This is a genomic window from Belliella filtrata, from assembly GCF_022549775.1.
Lineage (GTDB): Bacteria > Bacteroidota > Bacteroidia > Cytophagales > Cyclobacteriaceae > Belliella > Belliella filtrata.
Genome location: NZ_JAKZGP010000004.1, coordinates 78167 through 97825 on the forward strand (window position 1 = coordinate 78167; position 19659 = coordinate 97825).

At 38.5% G+C, this 19659-nt stretch carries 12 protein-coding genes; 4 read left to right on the plus strand and 8 right to left on the minus strand.

Translation table 11 applies throughout. The features are described 5' to 3' along the window. Positions 1 to 95: 95 nt before the first annotated feature. From MM239_RS03205 to MM239_RS20950, 3 genes are all read left to right on the plus strand, one after another. Positions 96 to 1559 carry a Gfo/Idh/MocA family protein gene (locus MM239_RS03205; RefSeq protein ID WP_241346548.1) on the plus strand — a complete coding sequence of 488 codons (1464 nt, stop codon included), beginning with the start codon at positions 96 to 98 and terminating at the stop codon, positions 1557 to 1559. A 121-nt stretch (positions 1560 to 1680) separates the two neighbouring features. Next, positions 1681 to 3546 carry a mucoidy inhibitor MuiA family protein gene (locus MM239_RS03210; protein WP_241346550.1) on the plus strand — a complete coding sequence of 622 codons (1866 nt, stop codon included), beginning with the start codon at positions 1681 to 1683 and terminating at the stop codon, positions 3544 to 3546. A gap of 94 nt (positions 3547 to 3640) precedes the next feature. Continuing rightward, the gene (locus MM239_RS20950) at positions 3641 to 4222 is read left to right on the plus strand and encodes a collagen-like protein (protein ID WP_262918418.1); all 582 of its coding nucleotides are present in this window, start codon (positions 3641 to 3643) and stop codon (positions 4220 to 4222) included. 356 nt (positions 4223 to 4578) lie between these two features. Here the strand turns inward: MM239_RS20950 and MM239_RS03220 are convergent, their stop codons facing one another. From MM239_RS03220 to MM239_RS03235, 4 genes are read right to left on the minus strand one after another with little or no spacing between them, the layout of a single operon-like run. After that, positions 4579 to 6063: a TolC family protein gene (locus MM239_RS03220; RefSeq protein WP_241346552.1), complete on the minus strand. Its 1485-nt coding sequence runs from the start codon at positions 6061 to 6063 to the stop codon at positions 4579 to 4581. A 7-nt stretch (positions 6064 to 6070) separates the two neighbouring features. Then, entirely contained in the window at positions 6071 to 7420 is a 1350-nt protein-coding gene (locus MM239_RS03225) for an HlyD family secretion protein (RefSeq protein ID WP_241346554.1), read from the minus strand. A gap of 12 nt (positions 7421 to 7432) precedes the next feature. Then, a complete protein-coding gene (locus MM239_RS03230) occupies positions 7433 to 9133 on the minus strand; it encodes a peptidase domain-containing ABC transporter (protein WP_241346556.1) in 1701 nt (566 codons plus the stop codon). After that, a complete protein-coding gene (locus MM239_RS03235; protein WP_241346558.1) occupies positions 9123 to 9803 on the minus strand; it encodes a TetR/AcrR family transcriptional regulator in 681 nt (226 codons plus the stop codon). Before MM239_RS03235 ends, MM239_RS03230 begins: the two co-directional genes overlap by 11 nt. Before the next feature lie 269 nt (positions 9804 to 10072). On the opposite strand from MM239_RS03235, the gene MM239_RS03240 reads away from it, so the two are divergent. Beyond that, positions 10073 to 11116, plus strand: coding sequence for an alpha/beta hydrolase (locus MM239_RS03240; RefSeq protein WP_241346559.1), 1044 nt, complete (start codon positions 10073 to 10075; stop codon positions 11114 to 11116). A 263-nt stretch (positions 11117 to 11379) separates the two neighbouring features. On the opposite strand, the gene MM239_RS03245 is transcribed toward MM239_RS03240, so the two are convergent. The 4 genes from MM239_RS03245 to MM239_RS03260 form a co-directional block, all read right to left on the minus strand. Next, complete coding sequence (locus tag MM239_RS03245; protein ID WP_241346560.1) at positions 11380 to 12729, minus strand: pectate lyase family protein; 1350 nt, start codon at positions 12727 to 12729, stop codon at positions 11380 to 11382. A 180-nt stretch (positions 12730 to 12909) separates the two neighbouring features. After that, a complete protein-coding gene (locus tag MM239_RS03250) occupies positions 12910 to 14559 on the minus strand; it encodes a DUF4957 domain-containing protein (RefSeq protein ID WP_241346561.1) in 1650 nt (549 codons plus the stop codon). Between the two features lie 22 nt (positions 14560 to 14581). Beyond that, positions 14582 to 16339, minus strand: coding sequence for a RagB/SusD family nutrient uptake outer membrane protein (locus tag MM239_RS03255; protein ID WP_241346562.1), 1758 nt, complete (start codon positions 16337 to 16339; stop codon positions 14582 to 14584). Positions 16340 to 16358: 19 nt separating this feature from the next. Next, on the minus strand, positions 16359 to 19577 hold the full coding sequence (locus MM239_RS03260) for a SusC/RagA family TonB-linked outer membrane protein (protein WP_241346563.1): 3219 nt from the start codon (positions 19575 to 19577) through the stop codon (positions 16359 to 16361). Between the last annotated feature and the right edge of the window lie 82 nt (positions 19578 to 19659).

The window sequence follows — 19659 nt, forward strand, 5'->3', positions numbered from 1 at the left end:
TTTTTTGTTTTTGCAATCATAAAGAATAGTTATAGAATATTTACCGAAAAATATATATCTTGGAATTCAATCTATTGCTTAACCTATTAATAAAAATGAAAAAAAACAGTAAAACTCAAGATCAAAATTCAAGGCGGAATTTTATCAAATCATCAGCTACAGCACTAGCAGGATTCTATTTCGTTCCTAGACATGTATTAGGAGGGCCAGGATTTGTGGCACCATCTGACAGGCTAAGAGTAGCTGGAATCGGTGTAGGTGGAATGGGAGGTGGAGATGTCAGAGGTGTATTCAATTCTGGAAAAGTAGATTTCGTTTCCTTATGTGATGTAGATGATAGTAGAGCCGCTCGTAGTGTAGCTGATCACCCAAAAGCAAAATACTACAAAGATTACAGAATAATGCTTGAAAAAGAGCATAAAAACATAGATGCAGTTACCATATCTACCCCTGACCACATGCATGCTATCCAAGCGATGGCTGCCATGCAACTTGGCAAGCATGTATATGTTCAAAAACCATTATCGCATGATATTTATGAAGCTAGAGCTTTAACTCAAGCAGCTGAAAAGTACAAAGTAGTAACACAAATGGGAAACCAAGGATCTTCAGGTGATGGCGTGAGGAAAATGATGGAATGGTACAAAGCTGGACTAATTGGTGAAGCTACAAAAGTACAGTGCTGGACTGACCGACCGGTGTGGCCTCAAGGTCTTGCATGGCCAAATCAGCCAGCAACACCCCCTGAAGATCTGGACTGGGATCTTTGGCTTGGTACTGCACCAGAAAAACCTTATGTAGCCAATTTGATCCCATTCAACTGGAGAGGTTGGTGGGATTATGGAACTGGAGCACTTGGAGATATGGCATGCCATATCATGGAAGCACCTTTCAGGGTATTGGAACTAGGATATCCTGAATCTGCCGAATGTAGCGTAGGTTCAGTATATGTCGGAGAGTTTCAAAGAGGATATTTCCCAGAAAGCTGCCCTCCTTCTTCTCACATCACCTTACGATTCAAAAGAGATGCCAAGGAGGACTTAGAGTTCCACTGGATGGATGGTGGAATTCAGCCGACAAGGCCTGAGGAATTGGGAGCCAATGAGATGATGGGAGATGGTGGTAATGGTGTGATCATAGAAGGTACAAAAGGCAAGATGATGTGTAGCACATATGGAAGAGATCCTAAGTTATTACCTACCTCAAGAACTAGCGAGGAAAATGTAGCTGAAACACTTTATAGAGTGCCTAATGGAGAGTCAGGACATTATAACAACTGGGTAGATGCGTGTATTGCAGGGCATGGAAGTCAAGAGTTCAAACAATTAAGCTCGCCATTCTCCATAGCAGGTCCATTGACAGAATCAGTTTTGATGGGTAACTTGGCGATCAGAAGTTATGATTACAGGGTTCCAAAAACAGAAGGTAATGGATACGACTATCCTGGAAGAGGAATCAAGTTACTTTGGGATGGAGATAACATGAAAGTCACCAACTTTGAAGCTGCAAACCAGTTTGTAAAAAGAACTTACAGAGATGGCTGGGAATTAGGAGTTTAATCGAATAGCTAAATTCAATAATTTTATCAAAAGGAGCAGTATTATTCACTGCTCCTTTTTATTTATTTAGATGAATTTTTTAGTAGATTTAAGATCAAATTCAAATAAAACCTTCCTCATCATGGTAAAATACTTACTTTTAACATTTAGCCTTTTAGCAAACATATTGGCAATACCTTCAGAAAAATCAATCAAATCTGAAATCAAAGAAGTAACAGTATTTCAAAATGGTGCTCAAATATCAGAAAGTAGCAGCTTTAGCCTTAATTCTGGGGAAACAGTTTTGACGATTCGAGGAAAGTCCCCCTACATTGATAGTAAAAGCATTCAAGTGAAAGGATATGGTGAGTTTACCATACTCTCTGTCAATGTAATGTCTAATTTTTTAGAAGAAAAGATAAATAGCTCAATTGACAGCCTCTCGTCCATTCTCAATGAAGAGAAGATTTCACTTCAAAAATTAGAAGCGCAAGCCGAAGTGTTGAGGGAAAAAATGACAGTTTTGAACACCAACAAAAATCTTGGAGGACAAAACAATGGTTTAAGTATGGTTCAATTAAAACAAGCCTTGGATTTTTTCGAAAAAGAAATTACGAGCATTAAAAATGATGAAATCGCCAATAGGCAAAAATCAAATGCAACCAGAGAAAAAATCCAAAGACTAGAGAAGCAATTGAACGAAAATGCAAATAAACCAATCACTCCTGTAAATGATATCATTATCAAAGTAAGTACTGACAAACAGGTGTCAGGAGAGTTGTCCATTTCCTATTTGGTTAGTAATGCTGGCTGGTTTCCAAAATACGACATTAGAGCCAAAGACATTTCAAAACCTCTCCAATTAAATTACAAAGCTGAAGTATGGCAAAATACAGGAAATGACTGGAACAATGTGAAACTTAAATTTTCCAATGCTAACCCACAAAAGAGTGGTGTAGTGCCTGATTTGAAAAAATGGGATCTCACCTACGCAAGACTGACGACCTTTGATCAAAATGGCGTCAGGAATATTGGTTCTGTGAGTGGTACTGTCACTGATAGTGATGGAATGGGAATCCCTGGTGTAAACATTAGTGTAAAAGGATCAGCTATAGGAACTTCGTCAGATAGCAATGGTCGATATAGCCTTACATTACCTTCATCTGCTCACAGGCTAGTCTATTCGTTTATTGGTTACAGAAGCAAAGAATTGATTATTTCCAGCGATCTTATTAATGTAATTATGGAAGAAGATATCCAGTCGCTCGATGAAGTAGTGTTAGTTGGAAATGGAGGAAGACAATTCAAAACTCCTAGTTTGCAAATCAGAAATTCAAATTCTTCGAAACCCATTATAAGTGAATCATTAGAACTTGAAACAACTTCCATTGAAAATCAAACTACCGTAGAAATTGCTGTAGACAAACCATACACGATTTTATCCAATAGCGATAAATTACTGGTTGATCTGAAAAAATATGAGCTTGAATCAACTTATGAATATTTTGCAATCCCGAAAAAGGAAAAGGATGCTTTTCTAATGGCCGAGTTGGTTAATTGGGAAAAGTACAATCTCTTACAAGGAGAAGCAAATTTGTATTTTGAAGACACTTACATTGGAAGATCTATATTAGAAGCGGAGAGCTTGAAGGATACTTTGCCTATCTCCTTGGGCCGAGATAGAAGTATTATAATCGAGAGAGAAAAAATAGATCAAAACGCAACAAAGCGACTCATTGGATCAAATTACACTGAATCAAGAGCCTACAAAATCACCATTAAAAATAATAAATCATCTGAAATTAATTTAAAAATACTCGATCAATATCCCATATCTATAGTAAGTGATATCAGTGTAAATCTATTAAGATCATCGAATGGCAATGTGAACAAAGAGACTGGAATTATCGACTGGGTATTGAACTTAAAACCTGGTGAACAGAAAGTCATTGAGTTTGCATACGAAGTCAAATATCCGAGGAAGGAAAAAGTGGTTTTGGACAGATAACAACCTAGTTATTAGAAACATATATGAAAATTCATGGACATTATTTAATTTTATGAAATTTAAATTTTTTCAACAACACTAAATTTTCAAGAATATGAAAAAAAACTACTTAATTCTGATGATTTTATGCTTTAGCATATTCATTGGTTGTCAGGGACCAGAAGGTCCTCAAGGAGACCAAGGTCCACAAGGTGAACAGGGATTGCAAGGGCCTGCTGGGGCGCAAGGTTCACAAGGCCCTGCTGGGGCACAAGGACCACAAGGCCCTACTGGTCCACAAGGACAACAGGGAGTTCCTGGTGGAATAAATTTTGAGATTTATGATTATCCAGCACACAACTTTGCTTCTAATTCAAACCGGTTTATTGACATTCCCAATATAGGTTCTCAAATCAATGATGTTACTTTTCTAGCATTTTTGATAGATTCTTCAGTTGGTGTAACTTATCCAATCCCCGGTCCTGGGAGTTCTGCAAATTCAATGTACAGGTTCTGGTGGCTAAGAATAGGCACAGCAATAAGTGTGAGAATAAATAGATACTCTGGACCTGGAGAAACCTATACCTTAAGATTTTTGAAGTTACCTTTGGTAAACAACCCTGGAGGCAGAGCCACATTACCAGACATTGACCTCAATGATCATGATGCTGTAGTTGCATATTATCAAAGCTTATAAATGTAAATTTGATTAGCAATACCAAATCCGCAAGATAATGTTGTATTTGATTGATTTATAGTGACAATAGAATCTTCCAGGTTTCACTCGATCATTTCTAACAAGTGATTGGAAGTCAATAAAAACCTGAACGGTCTGCGGATTTTAGGTAATAAGTAAATCTTAAAAACTTGTAATGCCTTTCTTTTTATAGGTATTGAAAAACACATATAGAAAAGAAGGCATTTTTGATTTTCCAAAGTGCTAGGCTTAATAACAATAGAGCTTTCGAAATTAAAAAACCCTAGAAGTAAAAAAGTACTTTAGAACTACATCATATAATTTCAATTCCTGTTGAAACGGATTTTCATAATTTCTTATTCTATGAACCCAATACCAGCGGCATTGAGCATCTTAGCATAGGCTATTTTACGCTTGGCTGCAAGGTCATTCAAGGTTAGCCTTCCGTCAAGCACACTGACTTCACGGGCATTGATTAGAAAAAGAGAACTTTCACCAATCCTAAACCTGGTTTGCTCACCTTCGAGTAGACGCTCCAAGCCCACAATATTAGCATTGAATACATTCAGCTGCTCACCTAAAATCTGGAAACCATTGATTTCAGCTTCAAGCTTGGCTTGAAGCTGAACAAATTTAAGGTCCCTATCATTTTGCTTAAAATCAATCTTAGCCTTTGTCAACCCAAGTCCTCCCCTTTCTCTTCTAAGAAATAATGGTGTGGAGATGGTAAATCCCCATTTGTAATTGTTTTCAAAGAATTGTGATTCATTAAATTGCCCAACAGATTCGGTCAAAAAATTATAGCTAATCTTAACTACTGGTTTGAGCTGCTCGGCACGCCACCTTCTTTCTACACCCAAGCTTGCCAGTTCAAAATCAGTGATCCTTATCACAGGATGATCATTCACCAATGTCCTCAAAGTAATTTCATCATAAGGAAGCTCTATAGGCTCTAGCACATTCTGAGGGAATACCGTCTCTGCCAGTATCATTGGTTCTCCATCCTGATCCCAGAGATGGGTACTTAAATCTTGAGTTGCATTGATGAACTCTATCTGTGATGACTGATACCTGTAGGTCCTGTTCATTACTTGCGTAAATGCTTCAATCGTATCAATGGCTGGTAGATCGCCCAATCTATAGCTTTCCTTTACTGCTTCAAGTCTAATTTGAGCAAGTTCAACACTTTCTTCAAAAATAAGCATATTCTGGTAGGCAGTAGCCCAATCCCAGTAGCTTTCTGTTGTCTCTACAAATAAATCATTGAGAAAAAGTTGCCTTTCTGATTGGGTCAACTCTCTGTAGATTTCTGCTTGTCTCAAAGTAGCCCTTCTTTGGTCAATGAACAAACCCTGACCTAAGTTCACAGAAGCTCCTGCGGCAATCAAACCATTGTTAAGAACAGTTCTTTCAGGATTAAGGTATGTTCCAGAGTTTTGCTCAAAGACTCCTTTTAATTCCACACCTGCCATGGTAGGTACAACGATTCCAGCTTCACGCTTATCGTAATATTCCGTTCCATTAAAATCCTTGTTGTCGTAGTTTCCATAAAGTAAAGGATCAAATCCTCCTCTAGCCATAAGCAACTCTTGATCACCAAATCTTAAATTGATATCAGCTTGCCTAGCCACAGGATGATAAAATCTAACCCACTCTAAGAACTGTTCATAGCTAAGCATCTCCTGTGCTACCACTGACTGATTGGTTCCAAGGAGGATAATGCTCAAACAAATACCAGCAAAATACTTCATATGTCTTTTAATTCTTCTTTCATTGATCTGATCCTTGCTTTTTGAGATCATTCTATTTTGTGAAATTACATCAAGCAAGCAAGTTTCCATTTATCAATTATTTCTTCTGGTTTGCGAGTTTTTCTTTTCTAGTGTAGTAATCTGCTGGGAAGCCGTTCAATTGTCTCCATATCTCATACCATATTGGTACATCGTTAAGCAAGGCGATGCCGTCAGCACCAGACCCAATCTTCAATGCATAAGGCCATGGATCTTCTTCAGGGTCTTCTACCACTAACACCCTGTACCTATTGTTTGGTCCAGTGAAGTTATCTATGGCTTTTACTTTTCCTCCAAAGGTACCATTAGAAAGCTGTGGCCATCCCGAGAAAACAATAGCTGGCCAACCATCAAAGATAAATCTAACTTTATTACCTGGTCTCAACAAGGGTAGATCTACAGGATCTACATACATTTCAACAGCAAGCTGAGCATCTGCTGGAAGGATACTGATGATCTCTGCTCCTTCCTTAATCGTCTCCCCTATACCAACTTGAATAGCCTGGGTCACATAACCATCTTGAGGTGCCAAAATGTATCTAAAGCCTGTTCTGAATTCATAATTGGTGTACTGATTAGAAAGCTTGGTAGCAGCCGCTTCAGAGTCAAACTGTGAAGACAATGCTGAATACATATCCGATTCTGCTTTGGCCATCCTATCCTTGAAATCATTATCAATGGCATTCAATTCAATCTGCGCAGCAATTAGCTCATTTCTGGAGCTCAACAAGGTGTTCTCAGCTGCAATCAATCCAGCTTGAACTTCCTGAAACCTCAATTTTCGAGCTTCAAAATCAGTCAAAGACCTGAGTCCCTCTTGCAACAATACCTCTGCCCTTTGAAGCTGCTCTTCACCAATGGCATAATTTACCTTAGCTTGCTCAAAGCGAATACTATCTGAAGTCACCTTCAATTCCGCCATCCTTAACCTGTTTGTAGCCTGTTCCTTACGAAGTACATTATTGGCCCTTAAAGCCTCTATCTGTGTTTGCTGAGCAACTACTTTTTGCTCATAAGACTTCGCTGACATATTCTTCGCATCAACCTGAAGCTGTGTCCTTTCCAAAAGCAAGGGATCAAAATAATCATCCTTTACTTCCGAAATCATTAGAATGGTGTCACCTCTACTGACATAGTCTCCCTCTGAAACATACCACTGCTCAATTCTACCTGCTATAATCGAATGTACTGTCTGCGGCCTTTGATCTGGACGCAAGGCAGTAACATAACCATTAGACCTGACATTCTGCGTCCATGGCAAAAAGACCATCAATACCACTGCAAGCATTACCCACAACAATATTCTAACTCGTTTCCTGCTCTGATTAGAGGGCTCAGTCATGATCAAGCTCTTGAACCCATCAAATGAAACCATCTTCTCTACGTTATTTCTTGAAATATTTAACATCTTCTTAGCAGATTAAAGATTTTTAAATTCAAAATAAGCATCACTTGGTCCATCAAATGAAACCTTACCTTCGCTCAACTCAATGATCCGAGGTGCCTTTTTCAGCAATTCAACATCATCTGTCACCATTACTGTAGTCCATGTTCCACTCAAAATGTAGTCTCCTACCTTTTGCTTAAGGTCATTGTCAAAATAGCTAAATAAATCCTCCAATATCAAAGCCTTTGGAGAACCTACCAGACACCTAGCCATGATGATTTTACTGATCGTTTTCTTGCTCAAACCTTTTCCTTCAGGCATCAATATCGTATCTACGTCATCAGGAAGTGCAAAAATATATTCTTTCAATCCGACCAACTCAATGATCTCTTTGAGTTGACTGTCTTCTACTTCTTTACCTAAGGTAATGTTCTCATAAATCGACCCATGGAAGATCGACTGGTGAGTCAAACTGTCTCCCACAAAACTCCTGAATTTATCCAAGTTCATCGTATCTATAGGCAAGCCGTTGACAAGAATTTTCCCTTTATAATCAGCATATAGACCAGCCATAAGATACATCAATGTGCTCTTCCCACTTCCACTGGTACCTGTCAATGCAATCTTTTCTCCAGTACCTAAATGAAAAGAGACATCATCAAGAATGTTAGATTGCATATCCCTAGAACTATATGACAGGTTTTTAACACTGAACTCCAAGCCTCTATACTCTGCAGTAAGCGACTTATCAGTACCTTCAATCCTTTCTACGGGAAGATCCATAATTTGACCTATCTTCTCTGTAGCTGTCAAAGTATCGTAAATGGTTTCTAGGGTCAAAATCAATTTCTCTACTGAGTTCACCACCAAAACGATGATGATTTCAGCTGCTACAAATTGACCAATACTAATTTCATTGTTGATCAATAGCAAACTACCTGCAACTAACAAGGAACAAACGATCAGAACTTTGAAAGCAATGAGGATTTTATATTGAAATATCAAAACCGAAAAGTGCTTGTTCCTGAAATCCACATAGGACTGCAATAGCTTATCCACCCTCATAAATGGTAGCTTAGAGTTTCCAGCTAGCTTAAAAGTAGCCATTGTTCTACCAATCTCCTCCAACCAATAAGCCACTTTATATTTCGAAGTAGACTCTTTGAGTGATGTTTCCATACCTTGAGGACTGGTATAATAAAACACCAAGATCAAAAGAAGGATCAATATAAACCCAAATATGATAAAGAATGGATGGTAAAATGCCAATAGAATCAAGCCAAAAACTACTTGGATCGATGCGGCAGAAAAGTCAATCAAAATTTTTGACATTCCTTTCTGCAAGTTCACTGCGTCAAAGAACCTATTGACCAAATCAGGAGCATGCTTGTCGTGAAGGTTATCTAACTTAAGCCTTGGCAACCTATATGCAAAGCTGAAGCCTGATTTAGTGAATATCCGCTGCTGAAGCTTCTCTGTCAAATACAATTGGCTGATCTGCAAAAAACCTCCAAAAGAAATCCCTGCCCCTACCACTACTACCAACAATATCCATGATGTACTGATCCTACCACCGAGGATAAAATTCAATATAGCTTGTATACCCAAAGGTAAACTCAATGCTACTATACCATTTAAAATGGCATAGAAATAAATCGCATAGACGTCTCTTTTTTCCTCTTTAAGAAATCTGAGAAACCGCTTAAGAGGTGTCAGTGCTGCTTCAATTTTCATTTTCTATGGCTTTAAATACTAACTGCTGGAAAAACTCAACACGCTTACTATCCATCGGATGTATATCGGTGAGGTTTGGGATATGTTCTGAATAATAGGACTGTAGGAGACTTGACTCCATTACAGTGGATACTAGTGTTTTGGGAAATTCGTAATTTGGGTTTATCTCTAAAATGATACTCGCTATTCGCTCTCCCAACCTGTGGTACAAGTTAAAAAAACCATTCTTATAATCTTCATCCACTTCTTTGGTCATATAGGCTTTGGTAGATTCATCTATAATTAACTTTTTCAAAGAAATTGGGTCTACATAGTCATTGTCTTTATATATGGGACCTTTGACTATAATCTCGATAGCAATATTTAACCTTTTGATAGGATCTTGGAGGTTCATTGTAGACAAAATTAGGTTTTGCTCTAAAAACCCCCAATACCATAGTGTCAAAAACAACATCAGTTTATGTTTGTTTTCGAAATATCGATAAATAGCCGTTTCTGTGCAACCCACTCTACCTGCAAGTTTCTTAAAAGTAAAATGTTCTAATCCAAGTTCCGGAATTAAGTCCAAACTATTATTGACTATCTCCCTACCTAAATCAGAACTGAATGGATCTTTCATGTAGATTTTTTCATTGATATCTACACGAATATTCTTAAGTAATCTTTCCATAAAACCTTGTAAACTTTCCTACTAACGAGAACCTTTTTGAAATAGTTTACAAAAATGATTAATTTGTTTGTAATACTAACAAAAACTTAACAATTACTATTCATGAGGGTAAAACAAAATAGGTAAATATCTGACTATATTTACATTATGAAAATTAAATTAAAATATAAACTTTCCAACAAATATTATTAATCAGCAAACATCAAGATAAAAGATTCACTAAACGCTATATTTGCATCCAAATCAAAAAGCATTCAACTAAACATAATATGCTAAAAAGAATCATTCCTTTCATCATGGCAATAGCCATTATTTTGGTCATAGCTTATGCAGTAGGTCCAAAAGCGTCCATCGAGAGACTCAATGGCACTTACCCTACGATTACTGAAGATTTATCTGCTTTGGAAGATTTTATAAAACATAGAGAGGATACTACTAGCGGGCTAAAACCAAACAATGAAGCCAAAATAATCTGGGCTGACAGTACAAATAAACAAAAGACAAAGTATAGTATCATCTATATTCATGGGTTTGGCGCCAGTGAAATGGAGGGCAATCCTGTGAACAGAGAAATTGCAGCTCATTTTGAATCAAATCTTTTCTTAGTAAGGCTACCTGAGCACGGTATCCAAAGAGATGATGCAATGAAACACCTAAGTGCCGCCAAATTGATGGAAAGTGCTAGAGAAGCTTTTATGATTGGTAAGAGCCTTGGAGACAGTGTCATCGTGATTGGTACATCTATGGGAGGTGCTTTGGCACTAAATCTCGCAGCCGAACGTCCAGACATCAAGGCCATAGTACTTTACTCACCAGCTATTGCTGTATGGGGTGACCAGCTAGATCAATTTTTTCAACCATGGGTCAAAACTTATGCTGAAAAATTCATGTTTGCTAACGGAGTCCAAACGATAAGTCGAACTGGCGAAAAAGCCAAATACTGGTCTGACAACTATCACGTAAATGGCTATGAAAGTCTTGCCATCTTACTGAAAAGCACCATGCACCAAGGAACTTTTGCCAGTATTCATCAACCACTTTTTCTTGGATACTATTATAAAAATGATCAAGAACAAGACATGGTAGTGTCCGTGCCCAAAATGCTTGAGATGTTTGATCAGATCAATACTGCTGACTCGCTAAAATCAAAAATAGCATTTCCAGAATCTGCAGATCATGTAATTGCTTCAGAAATCACGTCAAAAGATTGGCAAAATGTATTGAATGAGACAATTCAATTCTTAGAACAAAAAGCTAGAGTCGTCAGAGCAAACATCAAAATTGAGCAGGAAGAGTTGATAAATACTTATTGACTCTTTTAAAAAATAGTGCCTGGAATTTAGCTTATGTAATTTAGTTGCAAATAAACCCAAATGCACTATTTATGTCAGCCAAACCCAGGACTTAATACTTGGTAATTGTTGTTGCTGATGTAAAGATGCAGGATGAATATGAGAAAGTCAAATTTATTTAGATTAATTCTAAATAAATTTGACTTTAATAATTGATCCTTGTTCATTAAGAATAATTACTGAAAAAATCAGCGTAACCTGAGATTTATAGCATATCTAAAATATCAATCCCTTGGATACAAATGATTGACAAGACTGTTAAGATACATTTCCAAGTTGGTATATTGAGGGTCTAAAGTATACCCTATTCCATCCTTGGGGTCATTGGGGTTGAGTCCATTTTCATTTTCCCAGAAGTCTGGAATGCCATCACTATCTGAATCCAAAGGTACATCACCAGCATTCAAAATAGGCCAACCTCCTACATCTTCTTGAGAATCAATTATCCCATCACTATTTTTGCCATAATGAGAATCCCCCTTTTCAACTTCTTCAAGCAATCTGACATCGACCTTATCCCTATTCAAACTTGCACCAGCATATTTTATTACGTTCGCTAATGCATTGGCAGGTGATTCTTCTTTGTCTAAAGAAGAATCAAAAGGCCTATCTACCATAACGGCTATAGGATCAGCATTAGCAATACCTAGGCGATTATCTCTACTCACTTCCTCCGAACCAAACACAAAATTGTCATTGATGTAAAACTTACCAAATGGTGCATAGGGTTCTATGATTCTCGACCTGTTCGATTTGGTGGCTGTGCCATATTTATAATAATTACCAACGATATTATGCTTACCTTCCTCACCAGCATAAGCACTATTGCTTTTCCAGTTGTAGATTACATTATTTCTAAAGTCCACGATCTCCCTTTCAGGTTGCTTATGGTATCTTGAACCATTGAACCTAGGCAATCTGCTATTATGGTTTGAAATCAGGTTATGATGAAAGGTAGCTTTCATTCCTCCCCAAATACCACCATACCCATGATCACCTTTGGCATGCACAGACTCATTTAAACTCTCTGAGATAATAGACCATTGCAAAGTGAAGTTTTCATTGTCATAAAATGATCCACACTCGTCAGTTGCCCAACTCAAAGAGCAATGATCTATGATAATGTCTCTATTTCTAATGGCTGACATGGCATCATCCTCTACATCATAAAGGTCTCCGAGCCTACTTCTGATAAATCTTATGATAACATTGTCTGCTTTGATCTTGATAGGGAAATTTTGGATAGTAATACCGTCCCCAGGTGCAGATTGACCAGCTATTGTGAGGTCTCCATTATTAATATTTAGCTCTGATTTGAGTTTAATATTACCCGCTACAGCAAAAACAATGGTTCGTTTCCCTTTTTTTCTCACAGCTTCTCTCAATGATCCTGGACCATCATCAGAAAGCGTCGTGACAATATAAGTCTTCCCGCCACGTCCACCAGAAGTATTTTTCCCATATCCATCCGCTCCAGGGAAGGCTAAAACCTGAATATGATTTATTTCTTCTGATTTTTTAACATCAATATCCTCCGAATCAAATGCAAGCTGAGCCTTACAAGCTATTATCACACACACTAAAGCTAAACAACCTACAACTTTTTTTCTTGAAAATCTCATATTTCCTTCCTTCTTCCTAAATAATTGATTATCCGAAATCAAATCAATAACTTAAATGTAAAAAAAGCTATGGTGCAACAAATTAACGTATTCCCACAGCCTTTTTGAACTATAAACAACTTAATATAATCATTAGAATGCCCACCTTGGGTCACCAATTGGACCACCTGTCGTACCTGCTGTCCTCAAAGGTGATCCTGTAGGTAATGTCAAATTTGTTGTTCTCGAATCCCACCCCATGTTTACATTCAGAATGTTTGCAGTCTGTACATAGCTTTGCAAAGTAGCTGATTCAGGGTCAGCTCCTCCTGTGGTAAGATTGAACATATTAAGGTTTCTGAGTGAGATCTGTGAATCAGGGTTTGCCCTTACAAGTCTTCCACCTACAGTCTGACCTTCATAAGGCATATTTGTAATTATCGAATTTGTCATGGTGAACTCAACAAGGTTGTTGTTTGCATCAAGCAAGTTATCATTTCTGTTTCGAGACCCAAATCCATTCAATGTTACCTGATCGATGGTGATTTTCGGTGTAGATGGCATTGGAATATTGGTAGCCCATCCGATAAACCCTCTACTACCAATTGAGGCAAATGTAGAATTGATGATTTCGATCTCACTAAACTCTAATTTATCAAGGTGAAAAATATGGTAATTCTCTACACTATGGTTTCTCAAAATTGAACTCGCTACACTAATTTTATTCATTTTATGCTCATTATTGCCTGCACGATTGGCTCTCATAAATGAGGTAGTGACATGCTCTACAATACAATTTTCTACTATGATATCCGTAAATGTGGCTGCACCACCAGCAAAATTGATAAAATAAGCTCCATTTCCTGGTCCACCATCAAATGTGATTCCACTTACTTTGAAACCTGCTCCTGACTCGGTGAAAGTAAATTCTCTGAACAACACTTTAGTATCTTCTGGATCACCTGAGACTGATTGCAAAGTAATCGACTTTCCTATAATTCTGAGGTTCGCCCATTCCCCTGCTTCATCTTTGACTTCGTAAGTCCCAGGTTGTAACCCTATCATGGCACCATCTTCTGCACCTTCTACTATCGCTCTAAAATTATCAGATGGGGTCAGCACAATATCATAAATGCTTGGCTCCTTAGTAACAAATGAAGTAGTTCCCTTTGTCCTATTGCCCTCAAAAATCTCCGCAAAGTATTCTGTCAAGGGATTGAGCTCTTCTAGTAGTACCTCAGCATCTGAACGGTTTTCATCAGAAAGAATAACTTCTGATACAATCCCATCTTGGTCTGTCAATTCTATTCTGGAAGGATTGGCTGTTGGCCTCCACCTGAGTAACACTGTAGACGCTCCTATTTCATTGTCAAAAGTAGGTAAGAAAATCTGCTCACCTGTAATTCTAAAAGGTAGCATTGTCCTTTGCCATTCAGAATCAGTGGATGAAGTTACCCCCAGTGTTCTGACCCGAGCAAAGAAATCGACATTGATTTCTAATTCTTCATCAGTAATTTCCAAGGTATTAACCACAGTCTCTTTTTCTAAAGTGATAGCTGAAAAAAGACTGTCCTGAGAAATTTGAACGAGGTAATTGACCTCTCCAGAATTGGTAAACAATGCTTCTGGCCATGTCAATGTCACAGCTATCTCTCCATTGGTACCAGTGATACGTACAGGCCTGAATCGCTTCATATCATCAGGAGCCTCATAGTTTGGCTCTATATCAGTACAAGCTCCAAGGCCTATCCCTAATAGAATTACTAAGCATAAATTGAGTATATTTTTATTAATTGATTTCATGATTTCAGACATTTGGGCTTGATTAATATCCATATTCTTGTTTCAACTTTGAATTAGCATCCAAAATCGAGGTATGAAGTGGAAGCAACTCACTTTTACCAGGTGTAAAACCTACCGCAAAATAGGTCAAAATGGTAGTGTTGATTCCATTTCCTAACCATGCCACCGATGCTGATCCTGCAGGTGCTGTTGTTGGCTGAGGCTGATACAAAGAATTCAGCCATCTCAGTTCATTTGCTCCAGCTTCATAATACATGGTCGTTGGCAAGTTTGCATATGCTCCAGCCCTTGTAGCCATAGCTTCTAAATTCGCTTTGGTTTCATTCAGCTTGGTTTCTAAGAGATTCCACCTGATCAAATCATACTTTCTGATTCCCTCTCCCGAAAGTTCAAATGCTCTTTCTTGCACGATTGCCTCAAAGAATTCTTGATAAGAACTTGGAGTAGTACCGATCAGAGACGCATCACCTCCAAAGCCCCTAGTTCTCACTTGCTCAAAAGCTTGAATAGCCGCTGCTGTAGGTCCATTGTTCAGTTCATTTTCCGCTTCTGCGAACATCAAGAGCACATCAGCGTATCTGATCATCGGCCAATTGATTCCAAAATACTGAGCGTTTGAATTGATCACTACCGGGTTTGACATCCAATCTCTTCTAAATTTCCCATCCACCATCGTCTGTATGTTTCTTGCTACAATAGTAAAATCTTGATTGATATTATATGGCGCTGCAGACACATCTCTTCTTAGGTCATTTTCATCAAATGAATAAAAGAATGTAGGTAAGATTGTCAATGCTGAGTTTCCTAAATTATTCCATCTTGGGCCATTGTAATAGCCTAATTTACTATCACCAAATGAACTTCCACCACCAGTCATTGCAATCTCCCAAAGGATCTCTTGATTAGGCTCTCTCCTTCTTGCCAACAATCCTTCTCTAAATACGGCTTCAAAAGAAGGATTGAGTTGATGAGAACCACTGTTGATCACGGCCAATGCCTCATCTCTAGCAATTTGATAAAATTGTCGATGATCTGCCCCTCTTCTCATTGTTCTGTCTAACCTTAATGAATATCCACCTCTAAAAAGAGCTATTCTAGCCCTCAAAGCTCTTGCGGCACCTTGGGTAATACGTTCATTGGAAGAGCTTGCTGTCGCCCACGGAAGCAATTCTGCAGCTTGCCCAAGATCTTCAATGATGCGATCATAGATGATATCCCTATCTGTTCTTTCCAAAAACAAATCATCCAATGTACTGGATGGCTCAAACTGAGCTGGAATATCACCCCAGTTTCTAACTAATTCGAAGTAAAACTGTGCTCTTAGTGTCAAAGCTTCACCATGTAGTCTTCTAAGTTCCCTTCTTTCAGCTTCAGTTCCATTGCTGTACATCGCCATGCGTGGAATCTCAGCAATACAAATATTTGCACGCTCTATACCAGTATAAAGCTGATTGAATGGTAGCCTAAGCTGTGTATTTGAAGGTTGTACATTATAATGGGCGATATCTCTACGCTCGTTGTCTGGAAAGGGGTTACCTCCCTGTCCCATCAGGATATCATCATCAAGTGGATAGTACATGCTTAACCTGATACCATATCCATTATCTCCTCCCAAAGCTGCATAAACTCCAGTAAGTGCAATGGTAGCATTCGTTACGTTACTAAACACATAATCTGGTCCAAATGAAGACACTGGTGGCACCTCTAGGTAATTCTCACATGAAGTCATAGTTCCCAAGGAAAACACCAGCACTAAAGTAATTTGATATATTCTTTTCATGATTATTTTCATTAAGGCATTAGAAAGTTATATTGACACCAGCTATAAATGTCCTGGCTCTTGGATAGGCTGAATAGTCTACCCCTGGCGTCATCGGTGTCCTTCTTCTGGTATTCACTTCTGGGTCATATCCAGTGTATTTTGTGAAAATCGCCAAGTTATTTCCTGTTGCATAAAACCTCATTCTTTGGATTTTGTATTGCTGTAGCAATCTAGCTGGCAAAGTGTAGCCCAAGGTCACATTGTTAATCCTCAAAAATGAACCATCTTCTACAGCCCAAGAGTGCATATAAAAAGATGAAGCTGAAGTCAAAGGCGTCCAGATCTTAGCATCGGCATTCAATTCTGCCAAAGCCACAGGGTCTGTCACAACCTGACCTGCTTCATTCACATTGGTAAACCTATCATTCATGATAGCCAGCAAGTTTGAGTTTGGCGTGTATCCTGATGAAAACTCAAGCTTATTTGCATTCAAAATATCATTTCCAAATACAAAATTTAAGAAAATACTCGCATCAAAGTTTTTGAAGGTGAATTGCTGGTTCAATCCACCAAAGAATCGGGGTGTTGCATTCCCGATCGCAGTCCTATCATTATCATCCACTACTCCATCACCATTCAAATCTTGGAATTTTATCGTACCAGGACGAGGAACTACAGAAGTAATTCCCTGATTGTTGGGAACACCATCACGAAGGGTATAGACCCCATCATTGTAATCAAAATCGCTGATTTGATAGAAGCCATCTGTCACTAGTCCCCACATTGTACCAACAGGTTTCCCTACTTGGATTGCGTAGTCAAATGGAACATTACCACCAGCCCATCCAGATGGCACTAAGAATTGAGATTGCTCACCAAGACTCTCCACACGATTGACATTGTGTGAAATATTGAAACTTGATGTCCAATTAAAGTCTTTTTTATTGATAATCGCACCAGAAAGCTGGACTTCTATACCTTTATTGGAAGTTTCGCCTACATTCTGAATCTGAACTACATATCCTGAAGTAGATGGCACAGGTACTTCGACTAAAAGGTCTCTTGTGTTGTTGATATATGCATCTACTGAAAGTTGAATCCTTCCTCCCCATAACCCCGCATCAAGGCCGATATTTTTAGCAACTGTAGTTTCCCAAATCAAGTTCTCATTAGCAAGCGAAACAGGTGAAAACCCAACATCTACTTGATTGTTGAAACCATAAAATGCATTTGGACCAAACTGGGTTAAGTATAAGAAATTATCAATTCTATTGTTTCCAGATTCACCGTACGAAGCCCTTATTTTCAAATCAGAAATCGTATTGTTGACTGACATCATAAATGGTTCATCTGAGATCCTGTAAGCTCCCGAGAATGAAGGGAAATATCCCCACTTTCTACCTGGTGCAAACTTGGAAGAGCCATCAGCTCTCATTGTAGCTGCAAACAAAAACTTATCTCCAAAGGCATAATTCACCCTCCCGAAGAATGATACCAGCTTAGCTTCTTGTTGATTTGATGTAGGTATTTGCGGAGTTCCCAATGAAAGATTACCTAAGGCTCTTTCTGCAGTGATACCGATTGGGAAAAACCTAGATTCAAGATAATCAATCCTAAACTCCTCTTCGAATATCTCATGCCCAATCAATACATCAAATTTATTTTTTTCTGTAAATGCCGTTTTCATTTTGGCAGTACTGAAAGAGAATACATTTGAATTATTGACAATCATTCTTTCATTTCTACGAATAGAAGCTATAGGCTGACCTGCTCCAACTTGTCTGGCAGGACTGGTAATGGTGTCGTTGAATGCATAATCCTTAATATCAGAAAAATCAATTCCTAGTGTTGTCCTGAATGAAAAATGATCATTGATTTTGTAATTGACTGACCCACTGAAGTTAGTTACACTTTGCTTTCTCTGCCTATATTCTGCATCAGTAAGCAATATCGGATTGATCAATGCCAAAGAATTCGCATTGGTTTCATCAGCATAATCAGGATCAAAAGCTGTCAAATCTCCTCCTTCCATAAGCAAAGGCCTATACTTGACTGCATGTCTCAACCTGTTGGTTGAGGATGATCCTTCAGAAGCAGTGCCAGCACCATTGACAGTTGTACTGTTATGCCTCACATTGAAGCCCACTGATAGTTTTTCATTTACTTTGTGATCAAACCTAAAATTCAACAATTTCCTATCAAAGTCCGAGGCAAGCATTACGCCTTCTTCAGTATTAGAAGTCACTGAAAGGTTGTATTTAGTGGCAGCTGTACCACCAGCTACACTCACATTGTGTGTTTGCATGATGGCATTTCTCCCAAAGATCTCATCTTGCCAATCCACGAAAGGAACCTGTCTGTAATTGTTGATATCACCAAAATTACCATAGGTATTTAAGAAGTTATTTCTCTCTTGCTCCGAACCTCTTGATCTCTCGTGCTGATACCTCACAAATTCATAAGGGTTCATTACCTCAAGTCTCCTCGCCAATTGTTTTACACCTCCGAATCCATTATAACTTACCGTTGTCTTCATTTCACTTCCTCCTTTGGTAGTGATGATAACAACTCCATTTGCTCCTCTAGCACCATAAATTGCAGTGGCTGAGGCATCTTTTAGTACATCTATAGATTCTATATCTTGTGGGGAAAGTACAGAAAGGGCATTTTCCACCTGTACACCATCTACTACATAAAGTGGTGAATTATCTTGAGTAATAGAACCTCCTCCACGAACCCTGATCTGAACTTCAGCATTCGGCGAGCCTTCACTGCCCGTGACCTGAACCCCTGCCAGTCGGCCAGCCAGTGCTTCAGCAGCAGAGTTGATAGGAATATCAGCAAGTTGTTTCGCATTGACTGATGAAACAGAACTCGTCAAGTCTCTTCTTTCTATAGAAGCATATCCTACTACGACGTATTCATCTAGCGTAGATATATCCTCTTTGAGACTGATGTCTATTACTGTCTGATTGCCCACTTGAACTTCTCTTGCAACCATACCTATGAAAGAAAAAATCAATGTGGCATTGGAGGGTACTTCTATCGAAAACCTCCCATCAATGTCTGCTGCTACACCTATGCTGGTTCCTTTGACTAGGACAGAAGCCCCTGGGATTGGCTCTCCACCTTCGTCAGTCACTGTTCCTCTGACTAAAGATCCTTGTGCCCAAACTATCCCTGTGGTCAGCACCAACAGGAAGGACATCAAGAATATCAACCGGATTGTACCCGGAATTCCTTTTGTAATGTTCATTTCAATAAGATATAGGGTTAATTGTTAAGAAAACTTATAGATGGCATGAATAAATGTACGTATCCATGCCAAAAATCATTGC

Coding starts and splice junctions, on each gene's coding strand:
- MM239_RS03205 (WP_241346548.1), top strand. CDS start 96: ATGAAAAAAAACAGTAAAACTCAAGATCAAAATTCAAGGCGGAATTTT.
- MM239_RS03220 (WP_241346552.1), bottom strand. CDS start 6,063: ATGGAAACTTGCTTGCTTGATGTAATTTCACAAAATAGAATGATCTCA.
- MM239_RS03230 (WP_241346556.1), bottom strand. CDS start 9,133: ATGAAAATTGAAGCAGCACTGACACCTCTTAAGCGGTTTCTCAGATTT.
- MM239_RS03250 (WP_241346561.1), bottom strand. CDS start 14,559: ATGAAATCAATTAATAAAAATATACTCAATTTATGCTTAGTAATTCTA.
- MM239_RS03235 (WP_241346558.1), bottom strand. CDS start 9,803: ATGGAAAGATTACTTAAGAATATTCGTGTAGATATCAATGAAAAAATC.
- MM239_RS03210 (WP_241346550.1), top strand. CDS start 1,681: ATGGTAAAATACTTACTTTTAACATTTAGCCTTTTAGCAAACATATTG.
- MM239_RS20950 (WP_262918418.1), top strand. CDS start 3,641: ATGAAAAAAAACTACTTAATTCTGATGATTTTATGCTTTAGCATATTC.
- MM239_RS03225 (WP_241346554.1), bottom strand. CDS start 7,420: ATGTTAAATATTTCAAGAAATAACGTAGAGAAGATGGTTTCATTTGAT.
- MM239_RS03255 (WP_241346562.1), bottom strand. CDS start 16,339: ATGAAAAGAATATATCAAATTACTTTAGTGCTGGTGTTTTCCTTGGGA.
- MM239_RS03240 (WP_241346559.1), top strand. CDS start 10,073: ATGCTAAAAAGAATCATTCCTTTCATCATGGCAATAGCCATTATTTTG.
- MM239_RS03260 (WP_241346563.1), bottom strand. CDS start 19,577: ATGAACATTACAAAAGGAATTCCGGGTACAATCCGGTTGATATTCTTG.